This is a genomic window from Bacillus sp. FSL K6-0073, assembly GCF_038006085.1.
Classification (GTDB): domain Bacteria; phylum Bacillota; class Bacilli; order Bacillales; family Bacillaceae_G; genus Bacillus_A; species Bacillus_A cereus.
Genome location: NZ_JBBOUN010000001.1, coordinates 2,818,542 through 2,836,922 on the forward strand (window position 1 = coordinate 2,818,542; position 18,381 = coordinate 2,836,922).

Below are 18,381 nucleotides of genomic sequence, written 5' to 3' on the forward strand. Positions count from 1 at the left end.
TCTAAAAAATTAGCAATATAAAAATATTGGCTAACTACTAGCATTTTATGTATTTTTTAAAAAATTGTTTGGACAAGTAACTGAATTTATATTTTATTTCTAATTCTTTTTTGTAATAACAAAAAGCTGCCTTCTAATAAGAAGACAACCCTCTTTTATTTCACATTTATATAAAAGACCCATACTTAAATACACTTAACTTCATATGATATATTGCATCCTTTCTTTTTAGAATGAGTAGTCGTTACTGGAGGGCACTTTTCGAAGTGCTCTTATCTTTAATCCCCCTCTTTTTCAGGAAGAATTTTTTTTACTAAATCCTAATATGATTTGTATCACTAGGGCTGGCGATTACCACATTTCCTTAATAGCTTCAATGAATACAGTAGCTACTAATTAAAATAACCCTATGATTTTCTCTACACTTAAACAATCGTGCGTTACCGAACACATAAACTAATTTTTATTTTGACTATGTAACACTAAATTCACAAGATTATTATCCTATGTTTGGTGAAGTCATGATTTCAATGCCAGCAATCCCACACTTTTAACTAATAACTTAAACAAATGTGCTATCTCAAGGTTCTTTTGATATAGTATCTTATGTTCTATATAATGAAGAGAGCGCTAGTATTCCGAAGGAGGATGTATATGAGTATTCAATTGGCCACATCTAACGATTTAGAATGGATTAATAACCAATATGACTCAATAGGATTTGTACGGAGTGATTTAAAGAGAGATAAAGTTGCAATTATTACATATAACAACGAGTATGCAGGTGTTGGCCGATTAGTCCAAATAGATGAAGATACTTTAGAAATGGGCGGAATTTTTATTCTGCCTCAATTTAGAGGGCTACAATTAGCTGGTGAGCTTGTTTCATTTTTAGTAGAAACTGCAAAAAAATCACAAATACAAAATGTATATTGTCTTCCTTTTGAGGAATTAGAAAACTTTTATAAGAAATATGGATATACTGAAGTCGATACTACGAAAGAAGCAGTCCATCCAATCATTCTAAAAAAATATAATTGGTGTTTGGAGCATTACGATAAACACGTTCTACTCTTCAAATTGTAAATGTAATAAAAAAATATATTCTCAATCGTTTTTCTATCAGTACTCCTAATTGGAGCTAAGGATTAATCAAAGATATTTTATCTCTCCTTTTATAAATGGCTGATTAAAACTCAATGTTCTGTCAATACTATAGGTAACATGATTGTATTTCTCCATTCCCCCTTGGAGAAGAGCAGTTAGCTTTTGCTAGCTGCTCTTTTATTTTTTCAAAAAGTCACATAAATATCTTTAATTCCAAACATTCAAAAGATAAAATATGATAAAATTGTTATGAAGATATTTACCAACTAATAAATACGCCCTAGACTTACGTACTAGGGCGTATTTATTTTTTAGTATGTAACTCCTTCACTCATCTATTATCTACAAAATAAGTATCATATGCCTTATCAAATTCATATCCTAACTTTTCTGCTAGTTTAGCAGATGTAGTATTCGCTGCGTCCCAGTTTGGATACTTTCCATTTTCTAAGCAATCCAATATAATAGCTGCACTAACTACAGTTGCCAAGCCCTCTCTTCTATGATTGTGATCAGTCGCAACTTCAATTTCAATCCCGTCATTATAAATACTATACGAGGATGCACCGCATACAACTTCTCCGTTATATAAAATGCTATAACCTATACCACGGTTTATATAATCTTCTACCGAATGAAATTGACTTGTAAAATCTTCAGATATCTTATGTAATTTGGGGCTATTTGCGATATGCTCATCTATTCTTCTTAACTCATATTCTTTTGGAAGTGTTGATATAAAAGATTGTAATTTTGAACGATTAAAAACTTCTGGATTTCGTTTGAATTTATAACGTAAAAACTTATCTATTTTTCTTTCATGGAATGTTTCTAAGCGTTGTTTCCACTCTTCACTATTTACGATAACTAAAATTCTTTCTGGAATATTACGTAATAACTCTTCTGTTTCTTTCGTATTTGGGTCTCCAGCGTAAAATGTAAAAATCCCTACCGTAACTTGTGCTACTTTTGGATTTTCAAGGTCATTTACCCAAGCAGTACCCATATGCCCTTGTAAATAAGAAAGTAAAACAACGTTATTGAAATCCTCAAACATAGAAACTAGTTTTTTTCTTGTATGTATATTCGCTTCATATATCATTTACATTCCCGCCTTCTTTAGAATCAACTACTCTTAACATTTTCATGAGCGCTCCATAATTCGTATTCATATACATACCCACCTGTTCATCATAAAAGCAATTGACTATTAAATTAAAACTTCGAATATTTATAAAATATCAGTAAACATAAAATGATTATAACATCTACTAACTATGAAATGATCAACCTATAAAATAAGTCAACAATAAATATATTTCTTACCCGTTAACAAACGGTTTGAAGGACCAACATAATTAATTATGTAACAACCCTCAACAATAGTTTGAGGGTGCATTTAAATACATGTATTATAACTCATTTTTATAAATAAAAGATTCCGTCTCACCGTTCTTATATACTTTAGTCAATTTAACAACTGATTTGTACGTGTTAACGTCATCCTCTATCATTTTTTTATCTCTTCTATTTCGGCATCACCAGTTCCGCCCTCTATTTTTAAACAGTTCGAAATGGAAAGGTATCCGCTTGATGCCAATATAAAAATAAAAATCGTATCAGGAAAATTAATAAATAATAATCCGTAGTTTAAAGGGTCTCCAGCTGGATGTGATAAAAGTAATCGAAAACCTACCAGTTCAGGTACTTGAACAAAATCTCTAGAAACTCTCGGTTCACAACCCACTTACACTCCATCCCTTCTCTATATAGAATTGCTACTACATATATATGAGAAGAAAATAAGAAAAGCTTGGACAATATAACTTTAACGTAACATTATCGTTACCTACTTGTACATTTATATGGAAATTACACCAATTTTGAGTAAGGACACATAATTTTTACTATAAATACATATAACAATTTCATCTTTCATAAAAAAAACGTTATAATGAGGTGTAGCCTCTACGATTACGTTATAAAGGAGATTAAAATTATGGCTAAAATTAAAGTGTACCAAGCAAAAGAAGAAAATATGGATGCAGTAAAGAACATCATTGATGTTGAGGAACAAAACCCAACTACTGAAAACTTACAAAATCTATATGCATGTGTATTAGAAACAGAAGATATGGCATTGCCTGAATCATACATTGAAGAAGATATCTTAATTGATTCTATGGAAGTTATGGTTAACGCTTCTCAAAACAAACTAAGAGACTTAGGTGCATACGATGTAATCGAAGTTCAAAACAAAGGTAAGAAAACACAAATTTTATTATTAGCAGACGAAGAATACGAAATTATCGAAGGCTAATCTAAATCCGTACATACGAAAAAGCTCCTTTCCAATTGGAAAGGAGCTTTTTCATTACGCTTTTGATGTTTCACTCTTTTTATTCGTTTGCTGTTTCTTAATTACCATACGCTCATTTCCCATAAAGAAAATAAATATGAATGCTAGACCTGCTGGTACTAATGCCCACATAAATGTTTGAACAATGGAGCTAGAAAGAGCGTCAATAATTTTATCTAATATGTGCGGCGGGATTTGAGATCTTGCCGATTCTGATAGAATAGCTCTTGAATCTCCTAAAGCGTTTGTATTCATTCCTCCACTCATACCTTTAAAAGCTTCTTCTAATTGATCTTGGAAACCTGTTCTTTGAATCATTCCGAAGATTGTAATACCAAGTGTCATTCCTAATGAACGAATGAAATTACTCGTTGAAGTTGCAGATCCGCGCTGTTCCATACCGAAGTTGTGAATAGCTGCCATACTTAGTACAGAGAATGAGAAACCTACTCCAAATCCAATAATAATCATATAAACCGTTAATAATATACGACTTGTTTCTGGCGTTAATGTGCTTAATAAGAATAGTCCAATTAGCATAATAACAGCAGAAATAATCATAATGTTTCGGTAGCTAAGCTTCGTCGTTAAAAATCCACCTAATTGAGCTGTTACGACTGATCCTAACATCATCGGTAAAAGTAATAATCCTGAGTTTGTTGCGCTACCACCGTATACACCTTGAATGAATAACGGTATGTATACAGTTGCTGACATGAACGCAGCACCGTAACATAATGCAATAATGGTACTCATTCCGAATAAACGTTGTTTAAACATTTCAAATGAAATGATCGGTTCTTCTACTTTACGTTCAATAAAAATAAATGCAATAATTAAAATAACGAATCCGCCAAATAAGCTTAAAATAAAGTTAGAATCCCAATCATACTTTTGTCCACCTAGTTCTAAAGCAAACATTAGTGAAACTACTGCACCAACTAAAGTAATTGCGCCAAACCAATCAATTTTTTGCTTTCTATGAACGCGTGATTCTTTATAAAAGAATGTAATAAAAATAAGTGCTAAAATGCCAAGTGGTAAGTTAATATAAAATACCCAGTGCCAGCTAATGTAATCGGTAATATATGCGCCAAGTAATGGCCCGAAAATACTAGATAATCCAAATACAGCTCCGAATAAACCACCCATTTTCCCGCGTTTTTCAGGTGGAAAAATATCAAAAACGATAGTAAACGCGATCGGCACTAATGCCCCGCCACCAATACCTTGAATGGCACGATAAATACCTAACTGTGTAATATTTTCAGCAGTACCACAAAGTGCCGAACCAATCATAAAGACAATTAAACCGAAAATAAAGAATCTCTTTCTACCATACATATCTGATAGCTTACCGAAAATCGGCATGCCTGCCATTTCTGCGACCATATAGGCAGAAACGACCCATACAAAGTTTTCAAGGCCTCCTAAGTCACCAACGATTGTTCCCATCGCCGTTACAACAATGGTATTATCCATCGATGCCATTAAAATACCTAGCAATAAGCCCGCCACAACAAAGCCGAGCTTATTATTCTTCTCAACCATATCTCTTACTCTCCCTCATACTACTTATATTTGTTTATGTTCTTTTACGACTGCATTACCTTTTTGATTAAAACTAGTATGATATTCTACAACACTAATTTCACATCCAGGACCAATTGTGACGTTGTTGCCTCTTACCACTTCAGCGATCGTATGTTCTAAATAGATATCATCTCCTTCAACAATCGAAGTTTGGAGGCTCCCAGCATGACTAGTAAAAGGAATAAATCTCGCCTTTTTACGAACGGTAATTTTTTTACCACCAATTTCTCTTATCTTACTGCCTTCATAACGAAGTGAAATTTCAATATTTTCAGCATTAAGTAATCCATCACTTTCAAGACCACCAGTTAATGATAAATCTTCTACTTCAATATCTCCCTTTACATTTAAAGCACCTTTTACATCTACGAAATCACCTGAAAACTTTCCTTCAATATTTATCATACCTCTAACTTTTGTTTTTTCAATATGAGCATCACCATGAATTTGTGTATTACCATATACTTTTACATATTCCGCATCTACATTTCTTTGTACTTCGTTATCTCCATACACGACATAATTTTTCACTTTCATATTACCGCGTACATCACTCGTTCCGTACGTTTTAAACTCATTACAACTCATATCATTCGTAATTGTTCCTTCACCGCGAATCTTCACTTTATTATAATCTCCGCCTGCTGAATTACCAGAACCATTTACTGTCAGACTATGTGGATGTTCCATACTGATTTCTCCCTTCCGTTAAACCTGCTTAATTTCTTTTACATTTGCATTTTTATCAACAGTAAGAACACCAGTATATTCAATCAGTTCAATCTCACAGTTTGCTCCTACTGTAACATTGTTTCCTCTTACTGTTCTTATGTGAGCATAATCAATATCGATATTGTCACCTTCTAATAGTTCAGCTTCTAACTGCAAGCCAAACACTGTTTTAAATAGCCTACTAAATGTACCTGATCTATGTCTTACTTTAATCGTTTGACCACCAATTTCTTTCGCTCGACATGTACCGTGAATATTTATATTAATTTCATCTGCGTTTAATAAACCACCGATTGTAAATTGTCCTTCTGAAGAAAAAGTATCCACTTCACAATTACCGTCAATTGTAGCTTGACCATTGACTTTAAATTCTTCACCAGTGACATTTCCACCTATCGTACCTTTTCCTGCAATTTTCAAACTGTTTGCTTTTACATTTTGCGTAATTGTTGCTTTTCCATCAATTCGCATCGTTTCAGCATGAACTGTGCCATCAACTTTACCAGATCCGCTAATTCGTGCACTACTACTTTTCAAATTGCCAGTAACTGCACCGTAACCGTTACATTCAAATTGCTCACATTCAACATTTCCATTCACAGTTCCTTTTCCGTTTAATTGCACTTTATGAAACTCGCCGCCATTCGATGAACCGTAACCATTTATAATCAAATTATCTGTACGCATACTTTCTCCTCCACTACAACAATTTAGTTTTTAATGCTTCGGTATATTTCATAATCGCTTCGCGTAAAACGATTTTGGTGCCTTTTTCAAAAATTAAATCGTCCACGTTTGAAACTAATAAACATGTAGAAATCCCTAACTTTCGGACAATGATTAAGTCACAAGTTTTATGTTTAATTGCTTCATAATTTTCACGTAAAACTTGCAAGACCATTTTTCCTTCTTCTAAACTAATCTCTCCTGATTGTAGTAATTCTTCTAACATGTACACATAAAGAATATCTACAAATTGAAAATCTGCTCTTTTATTCGTTTGTTCTATGAAAAATTGTAAAACTGGTTCTGATGCAATCCCCTTGCGTAAAATGTCTTCCTTTGTTAAAAGAATTTCTCTCACACTCGGTGAAAACATGTTAGCTAGTTCATCAAGTGATAAATCCTCTTTCATCGTTTGGATTTTATCGATACGCTCTAATATCTTTTCTTTCGGAAAAAATGTCTCTTGACCTGTAAACGTTGATTTTCGTACAAACCAATCTTCCGGAATTAAATTTTTTCTTTTCCACCTATATAACTGTCCATATGAAATACCAGTTAGTTCTAATAAATCTTTTTTTGAAATTAAATCTGTACTCAACTGTATAACACTCCTTCCTGATAATAATGTAACATAACACTGTTACGCTGTAAATAAACTTTTATCACAAGTAGCGTAACAATGTGTAAAACAAACCTATTCCTACATACAAAAAAGGCTCTTACACACCTTATGAAAATGTGCAAAAGCCCTTATATATCAAGACTTAAACCAAATATTATAAAAATCAATCCAACCTTGTGAATTAATCATTATATTTTGAACTTTTTCATGTGTACTTACCTCTTGTTTATTACGATATAAAGGAATAATATGAATTTGACGTAACAAAGTATCCTCGATATCACGTAACAGTGTAACTCTTTTCTCTAATTCTTCTTGTCTAAAATAAGGAGACAACTTTTCATGAAAGTCCATGCTGCTTTGTCCATGAATAAAACTATTTTTTGTAAGAAACATATATAATAGACTATCTTCTATTCGTTCACTAATTGTGGCACTATCATGCATCATATCGGCCTTTTGTATCGTACTTACTTCCAATAGCTCTTCTATATCAAGAAAATTATTTTCTACACGAATCCCATATTTCGCACACTCTTTTTGTATCCACTGTGCATCTTCAACATGATCTCGTCCTGTAAATGTGTAGAGTTGTAGCACTTCATTATGATAAGTACTCCTTTTAATTAAACTTTCTACATCTTCCTCAATCTCTACAATGCTTTCACCTGCTAATATTAGTTTTTTTGCCACTTCTCCACGTTCTCCGCCGAGTTCTTGAACGATTGTATAACCATGAATGATGTTATATAACGCTTTCCGAAATAACTCATCTTGCATTGGTCCTTCTTTCGTAAGATTACATGTTATATATGTCACGTTCGACTCAAGCCGAGACAATTCTTTATTATGTTTTTCTTTATCTTTATACTGCGCCTTTACTAAAACATCGTATGTACCTACACCTTGTTCTACATTCCACAACTCAACACGATCTAAAAAAGGTCTTTCACGAAAATATAAAGGATGTCCTTCTAAAATGAACAGATTTTCATTACTTTTATATAATTGAAAAGGCCCGGTTCCAATTAGCCCTCCTGCTTCATCTTCATTCACGATAGAACACTGTTCTGCACTTAGCATATGTAAAAACATTCGATTTTCTGTATGTAATTGAATTTCGAAAACGTAGTCATCCACTGAACGGATACTTTCAACGTGTTGTAACATCCATGCGTGTGCATTATTTTCCAGCTTCATAAATCGATTCAACGAGTATATAACATCATGTGCAGTAAGTTGTTTTCCATTATGAAAGTGAACTCCTTTTCGTAAGTAAAACGTCCATATTTTTTCAGCGTCATTATATTCCCAGTGAAATGCAAGTCTTGGCTCTATAATGTTTGTATTACCGTCTACATACACGAGTGTGTCGAATATATGTTTTACCATATGGCATTCTGAGCGCATTGTAGCGTATACAGGATCTAATGTGATATCTAAATTCATTTGTACTTGCAACCGGAGTACATCTCTTCTCCCTTCAGATGTCATTTCAACCTTATGACCAAATATTGAATCCACCCAGGAATGATATTCTCCCTTTACTGATGGAAAATGTGAGCTATAGCGTTCCACAAATATACTTCCGCTTTTCACATCCCCTTTTTTCGTTATTTCTTTTCCTCTATCTAAAATTAAAGATATCGGGTGCTTTTGAAATATTAACTTAGACCGATTTCCTCTGCCGCGACCTGGAAACCACTTGATCCAATTTAACTCATCTAATTTTTTTATAATTAACTTACTATTGCGCTCTGTACAAAATAATGTACCAGATATATTTTGCACTGTTACTTCCAATCGTTCTCCCTCTTTTTTTCCTTTTCCATAAGCAATCCATAGTTCAATGTATTGATCTAAAATAAACATCATACTCCCCCTAAAAGGTGAAAAATCCTCCCTATAGTCTCTACCCTTTTTCCAACTCTCCTTTCATCTTATCATTTCAATATAGAAAGGAGGAATTAATATTGAATTATCTCTTACTTCGTTACAATAAACCTATTTTTATTAGATTGTGTGGTGAATTATTAACCCGAACGACTGAATCTATGTTAGCTCTCATTATGATTATTTACGTCAATAAAATGTTAAACGGCAATGTAATAATAACTATGCTAATTTTCGGATTACAGCCACTTTCAGACATTTTATTTACGCTTATTGCTGGAGGAATTACTGATAAATATGGCCGAAAAAAGATTATGTTACTCGGATTATTACTACAAGGTGTTGCAATCGGCAGTTTCGTTTTCGCTCAATCTGTTTTTATATTTGCACTGTTATATGTCATTAATGGTATTGGCCGTTCCTTATACATTCCAGCTCAGCGTGCACAAATTGCTGATTTAACAAAACAAGAGCAGCAAGCAGAAATTTTTGCTCTCCTACAAACGATGGGAGCAATTGGATCCGTAGTCGGCCCTTTAATCGGTGCATGTTTTTATAATACTCACCCAGAATATTTATTTATCGTGCAAAGTGTAACCCTTACGATATATGCCGTTGTTGTTTGGACCCAGCTCCCAGAAACCGTTCCACCTATGAGTAAGTCGAAACAAACAGTTGAGGCAAGTTCACCAAAGCAATTTATTTTTAAACATTATGCTATATTCGGTCTTATGGTTTCTACACTCCCTATTAGCTTTTTTTATGCACAAACTGAGACGAATTATCGTATTTTTGCAGAACATGTATTTCCTAATCTCGTATTCATACTCGCATTTATTTCAACATGCAAAGCCATTTTGGAAATCATACTACAAATCTTCCTCGTAAAATGGTCTGAACGATTTTCTATGGCGAAAATCATCCTTATTTCTTACGCCTGCTATACAATAGCTGCAGTTGGCTTTAGTTATTCAACGACGATATTGTCGTTATTCTTCACCTTACTCTTTTTAGTCATTGGAGAAAGTATTGCTCTAAACCACTTATTACGATTCGTTTCAGAAATTGCACCTCACAATAAACGTGGTTTATATTTTTCAATTTACGGTATACACTGGGATATATCTCGAACGTGCGGACCAGTTATTGGTGCAGTTTTATTAAGTAAGTTAAATGGAAGTATGCTGTTTTATATTTGTGCTAGTTTCTTATTAATTGGAGGTATTGTTCAAGCACTGTTTGTTCAAAATTTAGAACGTAAAAAAATCACGAACCAGCCTACACATAATTTATAGGTTACTACTTTTTCAGTAGATCAATATTTCTTATTGGATGAATATTAAAAAACAAAAGTGAAGTATTTCGCGTATGAAAGTATGTTTTATATGGCAGGAGACGTTCCTTATTTACAACTAAAAACACCTCATTTAAGGAAAGTGAGGTGTTTTTGAAATCACTTAATTTCTTATCCTGCCATTTTATTAATACTATCCTCTGGTGAAAATACAGAAATATGATCTACCTTACCAGTCGATTTTGGAATGACAAATTTCAGCTCATACTGGTTATTTACTTTGTATACATATATTTTATCTTCACCATTCTCTTTAACTGAAGATGGTTTTCCTAATGCTTTTTCAATTTCTTGTAATGTAATCAATTTTAGTTCTGCATGATATGAGCGTACATCAAAAACTTGTGACCCTTTATTAAATCCGAAAACAATATTTTTATTTGTAAAAGTTGCGTACATTCCGTTCCCTGCATATTCGGTTTTATTTGCTTTCCCCCACGCTTTTTCAATTTCTTCAATATCCCCTGTATGGGCTCCAAATGGTACATTAGGTACTTTTCCTTCTTTTGCGAGTTCAAACAAATCTTTAACGTGGTTAATTGATTTTTGATTAAGTGTTCTATTTTTCGAATCTGGGTCAGGCGATGGTTTTGTTGTTTTTTCATTGCTTGGTTTTGCTTCAGGATTTTTCTGTTCTTCTGAAAAATTACTTTGTTCATTTTTATTATTTTCCGAGGTTGGATTTGTTTCCTTTTTTTCGTCTGTCTCTTTACATGCGGCTAGCGCAAACATACATGTAAACACCAAAAATAACATAACTATTTTTAAATATATTTTCATCATCTTTACCCCCTATTGCATCTTATTCATTTCGTTAACCAACCCATTACACTACTTTTCAAATTATGTTTGTTCCAAAAAAGTCAGTGCTTCACTCTCTCCAAAAGCTTGTACAAAATATATTACAAAAGCTGTTTCTAAAAAGTAACCAAGTCTGTTATATCCGAAGTAACTACCTCCTGATAAACGAAACCATTTTCATCTCCTTATTTAAACCTTCTCTTCTCAATGATAATATCCTCTATCTATAACTTAAAACATGCTCTCACAACAGCTCCTTGAAACAGAAAAAAACCAGTAGGAAGTGATTACTCTTTTCCTACTGGTTAAAATAAAATTATACGGTAAATCTTAGCTTCTTAAAAAATGTAGCGATAGTATTTTTTACAGTTTCAAAATTATAAGCAAACGTGTTATCTCCACTTAATGATGAAATACATGTTAAACCTGCAGCTTTAATAAAAGCTTTTACATCTACAAGCATAAAATTAGCCTCCATGAATTTAATTACAATCATTATAACAGGTGTTTTACGATGCTAACATGAAAGTAATAAATAAATTTCTATTATTAATTTATCCCGCTATTTGCCGGGCAGTAAGATCCCCACCTCAAAATTCAGCGGAAACAAAGAAGTTAGGTGGGGGCCCTGCTGTCCGTAAAAGCCCGATTGGTGAGGGCTGATAATCAGTGGGGATGAACACCCCACTGATTAAAGTTTCACTTTATTTAGCTCACAGTACACCATTCCAATGTCATATAAAAAAGCTGCCCAAAAAGGGCAGCTTCAAATATGTATATTACACTTCGATTGATTTACCATCTTCAACAATATGATAAAGTAAATGCGCTAAATGATGAATTGGACCGTATTCTTCCTCTTCCTCATCTGTTTCACCTTGGAACTCAAGATCGTTTAAGTACAGTGCTAAAAATTGATAGTATAGTTTTAAATCAAATCCGTAGCACGCAGTTGGCTCTTCATGATCACCTTCGTATTGTAACATTAAGTATTGATCGTTTCCTTCTGCATCTTCTGCATCAAAGAATACGAAGAATCCAACGTTTGTATCTAAATCAAATAGATGACGAGTGCCTTTTTCTGTTGCTTTGTTAAAGTCCTCTTCACTTAATTTATGTACTGTTGTCGCTTTAGCATTATCTTCTTGATGGAAATTTACTGTGAATGTTTTCAATGCTGACACCTCCTGATTGTATAATACTAGCATAACATATAAAAAGGACTGCTTACAAATGTAAACAGTCCTTACATTCATTTTCGCATTGCTCGTAATAAGAAGCTTACGATGAAAATTAAAATGATCGCACCGATTAAAGCTGGAATAATTGCATATCCGCCAATGACTGGACCAAAACTACCAAGTAATTTCGAACCAACCCAAGAACCGATAATACCAGCAATAATATTACCAATTACACCACCAGGTACGTCTTTTCCAGTAATTAAGCTCGCAAGCCATCCTAATATACCACCGACGATTAAAGACCAAATCATATAATAACCTCCTTTACATTTCACCAATCAAAATATAATTAGAAACAATTGCTTACCATTAGTTATGTGACATTTTTCATAAGTTATTCATGTTGTTCAACTTTAAGATTTTTGAGAATAATACACACAGATTAAACCTTTTTTTGAACTAACGATTTATCCGACTTGTTATTACACACATTAAGGACAATCTGGCTTCAATATTGTTCGCATAAACTCTTCTTTAAAAGCTGCATAGTTAAAACCAACAGCAATTCTTTGAATCGGCCGATCATCAAACCTTGTTGGCTCAGCTATTTTTCTAAAGTCTGCTACACTTTGGCCCCTAGTCACATCATTTGTCGTACTAATCCACACTGCCGATTTTTTATATTCGAAAATACTGTCATTTATAAACGAGATAAACGGTAGTAAATCGTGTATAGGACTTCCACCAATACCCGGATATTCTTTTTTATAAAAGTTCTCATAATAAAAATCAATCATTGGTTTAATGAGTTTCGCCTGTCCAGTTCCTTGTTTATCTATTATATTGGCCATTTCAGGTGTTATAAGCGCGCCCTGTGTTACATTTAACGGGTATATGCTAGCGTTTTTCGCATATTTCATAACAATATTTGCTGCAATTGGATCACCATAAAAATTCGCTTCAGATACTGGTGTAACATTACCTGGAAATAGGAAAGCGCCGCCCATTATATAATACGAACAAATACGATCCATTATATTTGGATACAATAAAAATAACGTAGCAAGCGTCGTTAGTCTCCCTGTCGCCACAATTATAATATCTTCTGGACAAGGTTCGATTAATTTGATTAATTCACAAAAATTTTCTCGTTTACAAATTCTCATCTCAGGTGGAATAATAGGACCTAAACCGTGATCCCCGTGGATTTCAGGGAAAAACAAAGGCTCTTCAGCTGTCATCGGTCTACTCGCACCTTCAATAATTTTCACTTGTGTAGCATAGTACCTTTCTAAAAAATAAACATTTTCCGTAACGATATCTCGTGATACATTCCCGTACTCAGCAACAATACCTAGAATATCTAATTTACATGTTTTATTTGCATAAATTAACGCTACGGCGTCATCAATACCAAAGTCTCCAAAAAAGATAATTTTCTTATTAACTATTCTCACCCCTCTTGAGCATAATCTACTATTATTATTATGTAAAAAAGACAAGGCGGTGAAACAGCGCAAACTAAAAAAGCCGCCTATTTATTGGCGACTTCAATCTTTTTATAAGACAAATATGCAAGTACATTTTTACTCGAATCGTATTTCGGGTTATTTCCTTTTCTCGGCTCTCTCATATGTGTCTTTTCAAATCCAGGAATGTCTGGCATTTTCCCCATAAATTCAAGCATTTCTTCCTCAGTACCTTCAATGCGTACACGAATCATTATAACTATTCCTCAATTCTCAGTTTCTCTGTACTAAGTATATCGTACTTCAGAAAGACTGCAACACATTTATCTTTTTAACGTTGTACTTTTTTTACATATAAACATAGCCATTTCAGTATAGAACGATTCTACTTTATTATTTTTAAATTGAATATTAAAATATCCCTTCATTTCGTTTGGTGCTTTCATCATACATTCTGTTAATTTTTCACGCTTTTGTAAAGGGACATCCATCATATTACACCACCAGTCAAAATCAAACTTCTTATCAAAAGTAAGACATGACTGCATTTGCAAACCGTTTTTTTCTAATAAAGTAAGCCATTCTGTCTTTTTTAGAGCTCGTTCATGACTTGGGTCACGCTTTTTTTCTATAAAATTATAAAATGTATCATATTCATTATTTTCTGGCGAAACATTATCTATTAAGATGAATAATCCATTATCCTCCAACGTACGATTTACTTCATAAATAAATTGAGCCGGACTCGTAAAATGATGGGCTGCAATCCGGCATGTAATTGTATCAAAAAAATGGTCTGCAAATGGTAAATTCTCTGCATTTCCTGCTACAAAAGATACATTTTCATGACCATTCTGCTTTATAAAAACTTTTGCTTTTTCTAACATCTGTTCTGTTAAATCAAGTGCAACTACTTCTTCAAACATAGGTGCTAACATATTTGCCACATGCCCGCCACCAGTAGCAACATCAAGAAGACGATTATTATGACGAGACTCAACTTGTTGAACTACATATTGTAAATCCAGTCCTTTAGCATGTATTTTACTATTTACATATTTATCTGCATTGCTGCCAAACTGTTTTTTCACAAGCTCTTCTTTACTCATATTAGCATCTTCTTTCTATTGTTATTTACATATACGACTCATATAATTATTACAATTCTCTTAATGTATTTTCAAATCCTCTTTTCATCTCACTTCTTATCATATTACCTTTCATTAAAATAATATAATTTTGCATTTTATTATTAAACAAAAAAAGGCTATGGGAACTTCCCCCCTAACCTGAATAAATATTTACTACATTTTTATTTCTTCGTATATATCTATATAATATAAATCCTCTTTCAACTTCATAATAACATCTACTTCGTTATAAGTAGCCTCACGAGCATGTAAACCAAATTGATCCATACCAATCCATATCCACCCAGGTGTAAGATATAAAACATCTATATTAAAATAATCTAACTTAGTAAGCTCCGATGTAATAAATTTATCTTTATTAGCGATTTGTTTATCTATTAAACCGTATTCTTTCCCATTTTCAAATAGCGATATAAATTTCCCTACAATCGGATGTTCACGAACAATAAAATGATATTCTTTTTCTTCTATATTTACCACAATCAAACGAGAAACAGATAAATCAGGCCCTGAATTCGACATATTTGTTTATTCACCTCCTTATATAGGCTTCTCAAATATGATAACAAATGAATATTCAAATTAAGTTAATATAATGTAAAAAATAAAAAAGCTGATTTCTCTTTAGAAATCAGCCTTTATAATTTGATCAACTTTATTCTTTTACAAATTATTATAATGTTTCTTTTTCCTCATCATTTCCAGAAACTAAATTTCCTATAGCATCCGCTGTTACTTCCACTACAAATTCACAAATACCAGCTACAACTTCTCCAATTATTTCATCCATCTTTTTACCCCCTTATTTTATGTAACCTATTTGCATTATAGAAGAAACTGGTAAATACAAACTATCGAAAAAGGTGACATAAACCTTACAGAATTGTAAGCTCTTTCATCCCTTTACTTATCCCCTTTGAAACTCCAAGTATTTTTAGCAGACATATAGGCCATCATAATATGAAGCAAGTAATAATCTAGTGTCAGGAGGCGTTTAATATGTATTACGTAAAATTAATTAAAGGTCAATCTTTCTACGCTTTTGATCATCGTTTCTTAGTGTCTGAAGAAGAAGAGGTTTCAGAGAAAATTTATAATTACTTACGACGTAATGAATTTTTTGAAGTACGTAAAGAAGAATATTCTGCTTAATTACAAAAAGCATTAAGAAAAATATCATCTTATTGTGATATATTCTTAATGCTTTTATGTGAATTTCTTCTTTTCAATAATTATTGTTGACTCTATTAAATAATCTAGTATTTGTCCAAACTAATTATTCACTATTTTCATATTCTAGTATATGAGGAGGTGAAGAATATGACTCATATCATTGATTACCAAGCTACTCAACCTATTAGTAAAACTGGTGAAACAACTTTTGCAATCCCATCTTCTCCAAATAAAGCAATTTTAGCAAATTTGAAATTGCGAATTTCAAGTAGAGATTCACGTAATAATCGAGTAGAATTAATCGCTACAATTGGTATAGAAGGTATAACTGAGACTTCACAAGTTTTATTCCGAATTTTCCGTGATAATATTGAAATTTTTAATGCACAAGTAGGTATTGAATCTACAGATTCTGAACAATTCTATGTACAAACATTTCAAGCTATAGATCAAAACGTTAGCAGTGGAACACACGAATATTCATTAACTGTAGAAAACCTTACTAGTGGTGCAAGCGCAGAAGTTGTTGGCCCACTATCTTTTAGCGCTTTAGCTATTGGACAAGAGCGTAAATGTTGCTAAGTGAATCTAATATTTAATTTTGTACTTGAGAAAAGCGAGGCGTAGTTATACGTTCTTGCTTTTTTATATGTCCCCTTACTTTCTATTAGCTTTAATCATAAATTTTTTACGTTTTGATTCACTTATTTCATCAATTAACACATCAAATTTTTGACAAATCAAAAAGATTGAAATCCAATTATGAAACACGTAATATAGACTCTGACTCTAAAAAAGTTCGTATAAAAATACTACATAAATAAGGAGGTTTTATATACGCGTTTTTCATTTTAAAAGACGGAGAGGTTTTATGTTATGTGGCGTAATAAAAACGTTTGGATTGTTTTAATTGGGGAGTTTATTGCAGGTCTAGGATTATGGCTTGGTATTCTTGGCAACCTTGAATTTATGCAAAAATATGTCCCTTCTGATTTCATGAAATCAGTTATATTATTTATCGGACTATTAGCCGGTGTTCTAGTTGGACCTATGGCTGGCCGTGTCATCGATCAGTATGAAAAGAAAAAAGTTCTTCTTTACGCTGGGTTTGGTCGAGTTTTAAGTGTTATTTTCATGTTTTTTGCTATTCAATTTGAAAGTATCGCATTTATGATTGCATTTATGGTTGCTCTTCAAATTTCAGCAGCATTTTATTTCCCTGCATTACAATCTGTAATTCCACTCATCGTACGTGAGCATGAGTTATTACAAATGAATGGTGTACATATGAATGTTGGTACAATCGCTCGTATTGCAGGTACTTCACTAGGTGGAATTCTTTTAGTTGTGATGAGTTTACAGTACATGTATGCCTTCTCAATGGCAGCATACGCCTTATTATTCCTCTCGACTTTCTTCCTACAATTCGAAGACAAGAAATCAACAACACCAAGTAAACAAGCTGCAAAAGATAATAGCTTTATGGAAGTATTTCGTATTTTAAAAGGAATTCCTATTGCTTTTACAGCACTTATATTAAGTATCATCCCTCTATTATTTATAGCTGGGTTTAATTTAATGGTTATTAACATTAGCGAAATGCAACATGATCCTACGATTAAAGGGTTCATATATACAATTGAAGGTGTCGCATTTATGTTAGGTGCCTTCGTAATTAAACGTCTATCTGATCATTTCAAACCTGAAAAATTACTATATTTCTTCGCAGTTTGTACTGCTTTTGCACATCTGTCATTGTTCTTTAGCGATATAAAATGGATGGCTCTTACATCATTTGGTTTATTTGGGTTTAGTGTTGGCTGCTTCTTCCCTATTATGTCGACGATTTTCCAAACGAAAGTGGAAAAAAGTTATCACGGTCGCCTCTTCTCATTCCGTAATATGTTTGAGAGGGTTATGTTCCAAATCGTCTTACTTGGAACAGGCTTCTTCTTAGATACAATTGGGTTACAATATATGGTTCTCATCTTCGGACTCGTTTCATTATTGATTATTTCTATTTCCCTTTCTAAGCAGAAACATTATGAAAAACAGCATTCACAATCTGCGAATTTATAAAATAAACAAAGAAGTATGGATCTAATATTGAATCCATACTTCTTTGTTTTATAATACGCCTATTTATTACGTTTATTGAAATTACCTAAAGGAGTATCCCCCTTTTATTTCGAATAGATTATAAAAAGTACTCTTTAT

20 protein-coding genes and 2 pseudogenes are annotated in these 18,381 nt (G+C 32.9%); 6 read left to right on the top strand and 16 right to left on the bottom strand.

Features of this window, described 5'->3' with window-relative positions; genetic code table 11:
- Positions 1-654 precede the first annotated feature (654 nt).
- Entirely contained in the window at positions 655-1,086 is a 432-nt protein-coding gene (locus tag MHB52_RS14675) for a GNAT family N-acetyltransferase (protein ID WP_061664222.1), read from the top strand.
- A gap of 352 nt (positions 1,087-1,438) precedes the next feature.
- Here the strand turns inward: MHB52_RS14675 and MHB52_RS14680 are convergent, their stop codons facing one another.
- Both MHB52_RS14680 and MHB52_RS14685 read right to left on the bottom strand, forming a co-directional pair.
- Positions 1,439-2,209 (bottom strand): GNAT family N-acetyltransferase, encoded by a 771-nt coding sequence (locus tag MHB52_RS14680; RefSeq protein ID WP_016118084.1) that lies wholly within the window; start codon positions 2,207-2,209, stop codon positions 1,439-1,441.
- Positions 2,210-2,519: 310 nt separating this feature from the next.
- A pseudogene (locus MHB52_RS14685) lies at positions 2,520-2,845 on the bottom strand (BC_2878 family exosporium-associated protein); the annotation flags it as partial.
- Between the two features lie 261 nt (positions 2,846-3,106).
- Here MHB52_RS14685 and MHB52_RS14690 point away from each other — a divergent pair.
- Positions 3,107-3,427 carry a hypothetical protein gene (locus tag MHB52_RS14690; protein ID WP_046954336.1) on the top strand — a complete coding sequence of 107 codons (321 nt, stop codon included), beginning with the start codon at positions 3,107-3,109 and terminating at the stop codon, positions 3,425-3,427.
- Between the two features lie 54 nt (positions 3,428-3,481).
- Here the strand turns inward: MHB52_RS14690 and MHB52_RS14695 are convergent, their stop codons facing one another.
- The 5 genes from MHB52_RS14695 to MHB52_RS14715 form a co-directional block, all read right to left on the bottom strand.
- Positions 3,482-5,017, bottom strand: a complete 1,536-nt coding sequence (locus MHB52_RS14695; protein WP_061664223.1) for an MDR family MFS transporter — start codon at positions 5,015-5,017, stop codon at positions 3,482-3,484.
- 24 nt (positions 5,018-5,041) lie between these two features.
- Positions 5,042-5,749: a cytoplasmic protein gene (locus MHB52_RS14700; RefSeq protein ID WP_061664224.1), complete on the bottom strand. Its 708-nt coding sequence runs from the start codon at positions 5,747-5,749 to the stop codon at positions 5,042-5,044.
- Positions 5,750-5,767: 18 nt separating this feature from the next.
- Positions 5,768-6,478: a bactofilin family protein gene (locus tag MHB52_RS14705; RefSeq protein ID WP_001258387.1), complete on the bottom strand. Its 711-nt coding sequence runs from the start codon at positions 6,476-6,478 to the stop codon at positions 5,768-5,770.
- 13 nt (positions 6,479-6,491) lie between these two features.
- A complete protein-coding gene (locus MHB52_RS14710; RefSeq protein WP_000102244.1) occupies positions 6,492-7,115 on the bottom strand; it encodes a YhbD family protein in 624 nt (207 codons plus the stop codon).
- Positions 7,116-7,274: 159 nt separating this feature from the next.
- The gene (locus tag MHB52_RS14715; protein ID WP_000470200.1) at positions 7,275-9,011 is read right to left on the bottom strand and encodes an ABC transporter substrate-binding protein; all 1,737 of its coding nucleotides are present in this window, start codon (positions 9,009-9,011) and stop codon (positions 7,275-7,277) included.
- 101 nt (positions 9,012-9,112) lie between these two features.
- Here MHB52_RS14715 and MHB52_RS14720 point away from each other — a divergent pair, with 101 nt between their 5' ends.
- Positions 9,113-10,327 carry an MDR family MFS transporter gene (locus MHB52_RS14720; RefSeq protein ID WP_001108458.1) on the top strand — a complete coding sequence of 405 codons (1,215 nt, stop codon included), beginning with the start codon at positions 9,113-9,115 and terminating at the stop codon, positions 10,325-10,327.
- Between the two features lie 170 nt (positions 10,328-10,497).
- Here the strand turns inward: MHB52_RS14720 and MHB52_RS14725 are convergent, their stop codons facing one another.
- The 9 genes and pseudogenes from MHB52_RS14725 to MHB52_RS14765 form a co-directional block, all read right to left on the bottom strand.
- Positions 10,498-11,169: a YjgB family protein gene (locus MHB52_RS14725; protein ID WP_001987496.1), complete on the bottom strand. Its 672-nt coding sequence runs from the start codon at positions 11,167-11,169 to the stop codon at positions 10,498-10,500.
- Between the two features lie 23 nt (positions 11,170-11,192).
- Positions 11,193-11,364: pseudogene (locus MHB52_RS14730) on the bottom strand (aminopeptidase); the annotation flags it as partial.
- 139 nt (positions 11,365-11,503) lie between these two features.
- Entirely contained in the window at positions 11,504-11,650 is a 147-nt protein-coding gene (locus tag MHB52_RS14735; RefSeq protein ID WP_000959548.1) for a hypothetical protein, read from the bottom strand.
- A gap of 316 nt (positions 11,651-11,966) precedes the next feature.
- A complete protein-coding gene (locus MHB52_RS14740) occupies positions 11,967-12,362 on the bottom strand; it encodes a hypothetical protein (RefSeq protein WP_000847587.1) in 396 nt (131 codons plus the stop codon).
- A gap of 77 nt (positions 12,363-12,439) precedes the next feature.
- Entirely contained in the window at positions 12,440-12,682 is a 243-nt protein-coding gene (locus MHB52_RS14745; RefSeq protein ID WP_000638306.1) for a GlsB/YeaQ/YmgE family stress response membrane protein, read from the bottom strand.
- Positions 12,683-12,862: 180 nt separating this feature from the next.
- The gene (locus tag MHB52_RS14750) at positions 12,863-13,828 is read right to left on the bottom strand and encodes a nucleoside hydrolase (RefSeq protein ID WP_001223681.1); all 966 of its coding nucleotides are present in this window, start codon (positions 13,826-13,828) and stop codon (positions 12,863-12,865) included.
- A gap of 77 nt (positions 13,829-13,905) precedes the next feature.
- On the bottom strand, positions 13,906-14,094 hold the full coding sequence (locus MHB52_RS14755; protein ID WP_000621885.1) for a DUF3970 family protein: 189 nt from the start codon (positions 14,092-14,094) through the stop codon (positions 13,906-13,908).
- A 69-nt stretch (positions 14,095-14,163) separates the two neighbouring features.
- Complete coding sequence (locus MHB52_RS14760) at positions 14,164-14,949, bottom strand: class I SAM-dependent methyltransferase (protein ID WP_000031305.1); 786 nt, start codon at positions 14,947-14,949, stop codon at positions 14,164-14,166.
- Between the two features lie 195 nt (positions 14,950-15,144).
- Positions 15,145-15,513 carry a hypothetical protein gene (locus MHB52_RS14765; RefSeq protein WP_000071478.1) on the bottom strand — a complete coding sequence of 123 codons (369 nt, stop codon included), beginning with the start codon at positions 15,511-15,513 and terminating at the stop codon, positions 15,145-15,147.
- Positions 15,514-15,990: 477 nt separating this feature from the next.
- Here MHB52_RS14765 and MHB52_RS14770 point away from each other — a divergent pair, with 477 nt between their 5' ends.
- The 3 genes from MHB52_RS14770 to MHB52_RS14780 all read left to right on the top strand — a co-directional run bounded on the left by MHB52_RS14770 (position 15,991) and on the right by MHB52_RS14780 (position 18,243).
- On the top strand, positions 15,991-16,143 hold the full coding sequence (locus tag MHB52_RS14770) for a YqbF domain-containing protein (protein WP_000291905.1): 153 nt from the start codon (positions 15,991-15,993) through the stop codon (positions 16,141-16,143).
- A 168-nt stretch (positions 16,144-16,311) separates the two neighbouring features.
- Positions 16,312-16,746, top strand: a complete 435-nt coding sequence (exsC, locus tag MHB52_RS14775; protein WP_000148806.1) for an exosporium protein ExsC — start codon at positions 16,312-16,314, stop codon at positions 16,744-16,746.
- Positions 16,747-17,040: 294 nt separating this feature from the next.
- Complete coding sequence (locus MHB52_RS14780; RefSeq protein WP_061664225.1) at positions 17,041-18,243, top strand: MFS transporter; 1,203 nt, start codon at positions 17,041-17,043, stop codon at positions 18,241-18,243.
- Positions 18,244-18,381 lie beyond the last annotated feature (138 nt).

Excerpts from the sequence above, each read along its gene's own strand:
- exsC (WP_000148806.1), top strand. The coding sequence starts at position 16,312 with ATGACTCATATCATTGATTACCAAGCTACTCAACCTATTAGTAAAACT.
- MHB52_RS14695 (WP_061664223.1), bottom strand. The coding sequence starts at position 5,017 with ATGGTTGAGAAGAATAATAAGCTCGGCTTTGTTGTGGCGGGCTTATTG.
- MHB52_RS14680 (WP_016118084.1), bottom strand. The coding sequence starts at position 2,209 with ATGATATATGAAGCGAATATACATACAAGAAAAAAACTAGTTTCTATG.
- MHB52_RS14725 (WP_001987496.1), bottom strand. The coding sequence starts at position 11,169 with ATGATGAAAATATATTTAAAAATAGTTATGTTATTTTTGGTGTTTACA.
- MHB52_RS14675 (WP_061664222.1), top strand. The coding sequence starts at position 655 with ATGAGTATTCAATTGGCCACATCTAACGATTTAGAATGGATTAATAAC.
- MHB52_RS14765 (WP_000071478.1), bottom strand. The coding sequence starts at position 15,513 with ATGTCGAATTCAGGGCCTGATTTATCTGTTTCTCGTTTGATTGTGGTA.
- MHB52_RS14690 (WP_046954336.1), top strand. The coding sequence starts at position 3,107 with ATGGCTAAAATTAAAGTGTACCAAGCAAAAGAAGAAAATATGGATGCA.
- MHB52_RS14705 (WP_001258387.1), bottom strand. The coding sequence starts at position 6,478 with ATGCGTACAGATAATTTGATTATAAATGGTTACGGTTCATCGAATGGC.
- MHB52_RS14735 (WP_000959548.1), bottom strand. The coding sequence starts at position 11,650 with ATGCTTGTAGATGTAAAAGCTTTTATTAAAGCTGCAGGTTTAACATGT.
- MHB52_RS14760 (WP_000031305.1), bottom strand. The coding sequence starts at position 14,949 with ATGAGTAAAGAAGAGCTTGTGAAAAAACAGTTTGGCAGCAATGCAGAT.
- MHB52_RS14700 (WP_061664224.1), bottom strand. The coding sequence starts at position 5,749 with ATGGAACATCCACATAGTCTGACAGTAAATGGTTCTGGTAATTCAGCA.
- MHB52_RS14745 (WP_000638306.1), bottom strand. The coding sequence starts at position 12,682 with ATGATTTGGTCTTTAATCGTCGGTGGTATATTAGGATGGCTTGCGAGC.
- MHB52_RS14770 (WP_000291905.1), top strand. The coding sequence starts at position 15,991 with ATGTATTACGTAAAATTAATTAAAGGTCAATCTTTCTACGCTTTTGAT.
- MHB52_RS14755 (WP_000621885.1), bottom strand. The coding sequence starts at position 14,094 with ATGATTCGTGTACGCATTGAAGGTACTGAGGAAGAAATGCTTGAATTT.
- MHB52_RS14780 (WP_061664225.1), top strand. The coding sequence starts at position 17,041 with ATGTGGCGTAATAAAAACGTTTGGATTGTTTTAATTGGGGAGTTTATT.
- MHB52_RS14715 (WP_000470200.1), bottom strand. The coding sequence starts at position 9,011 with ATGTTTATTTTAGATCAATACATTGAACTATGGATTGCTTATGGAAAA.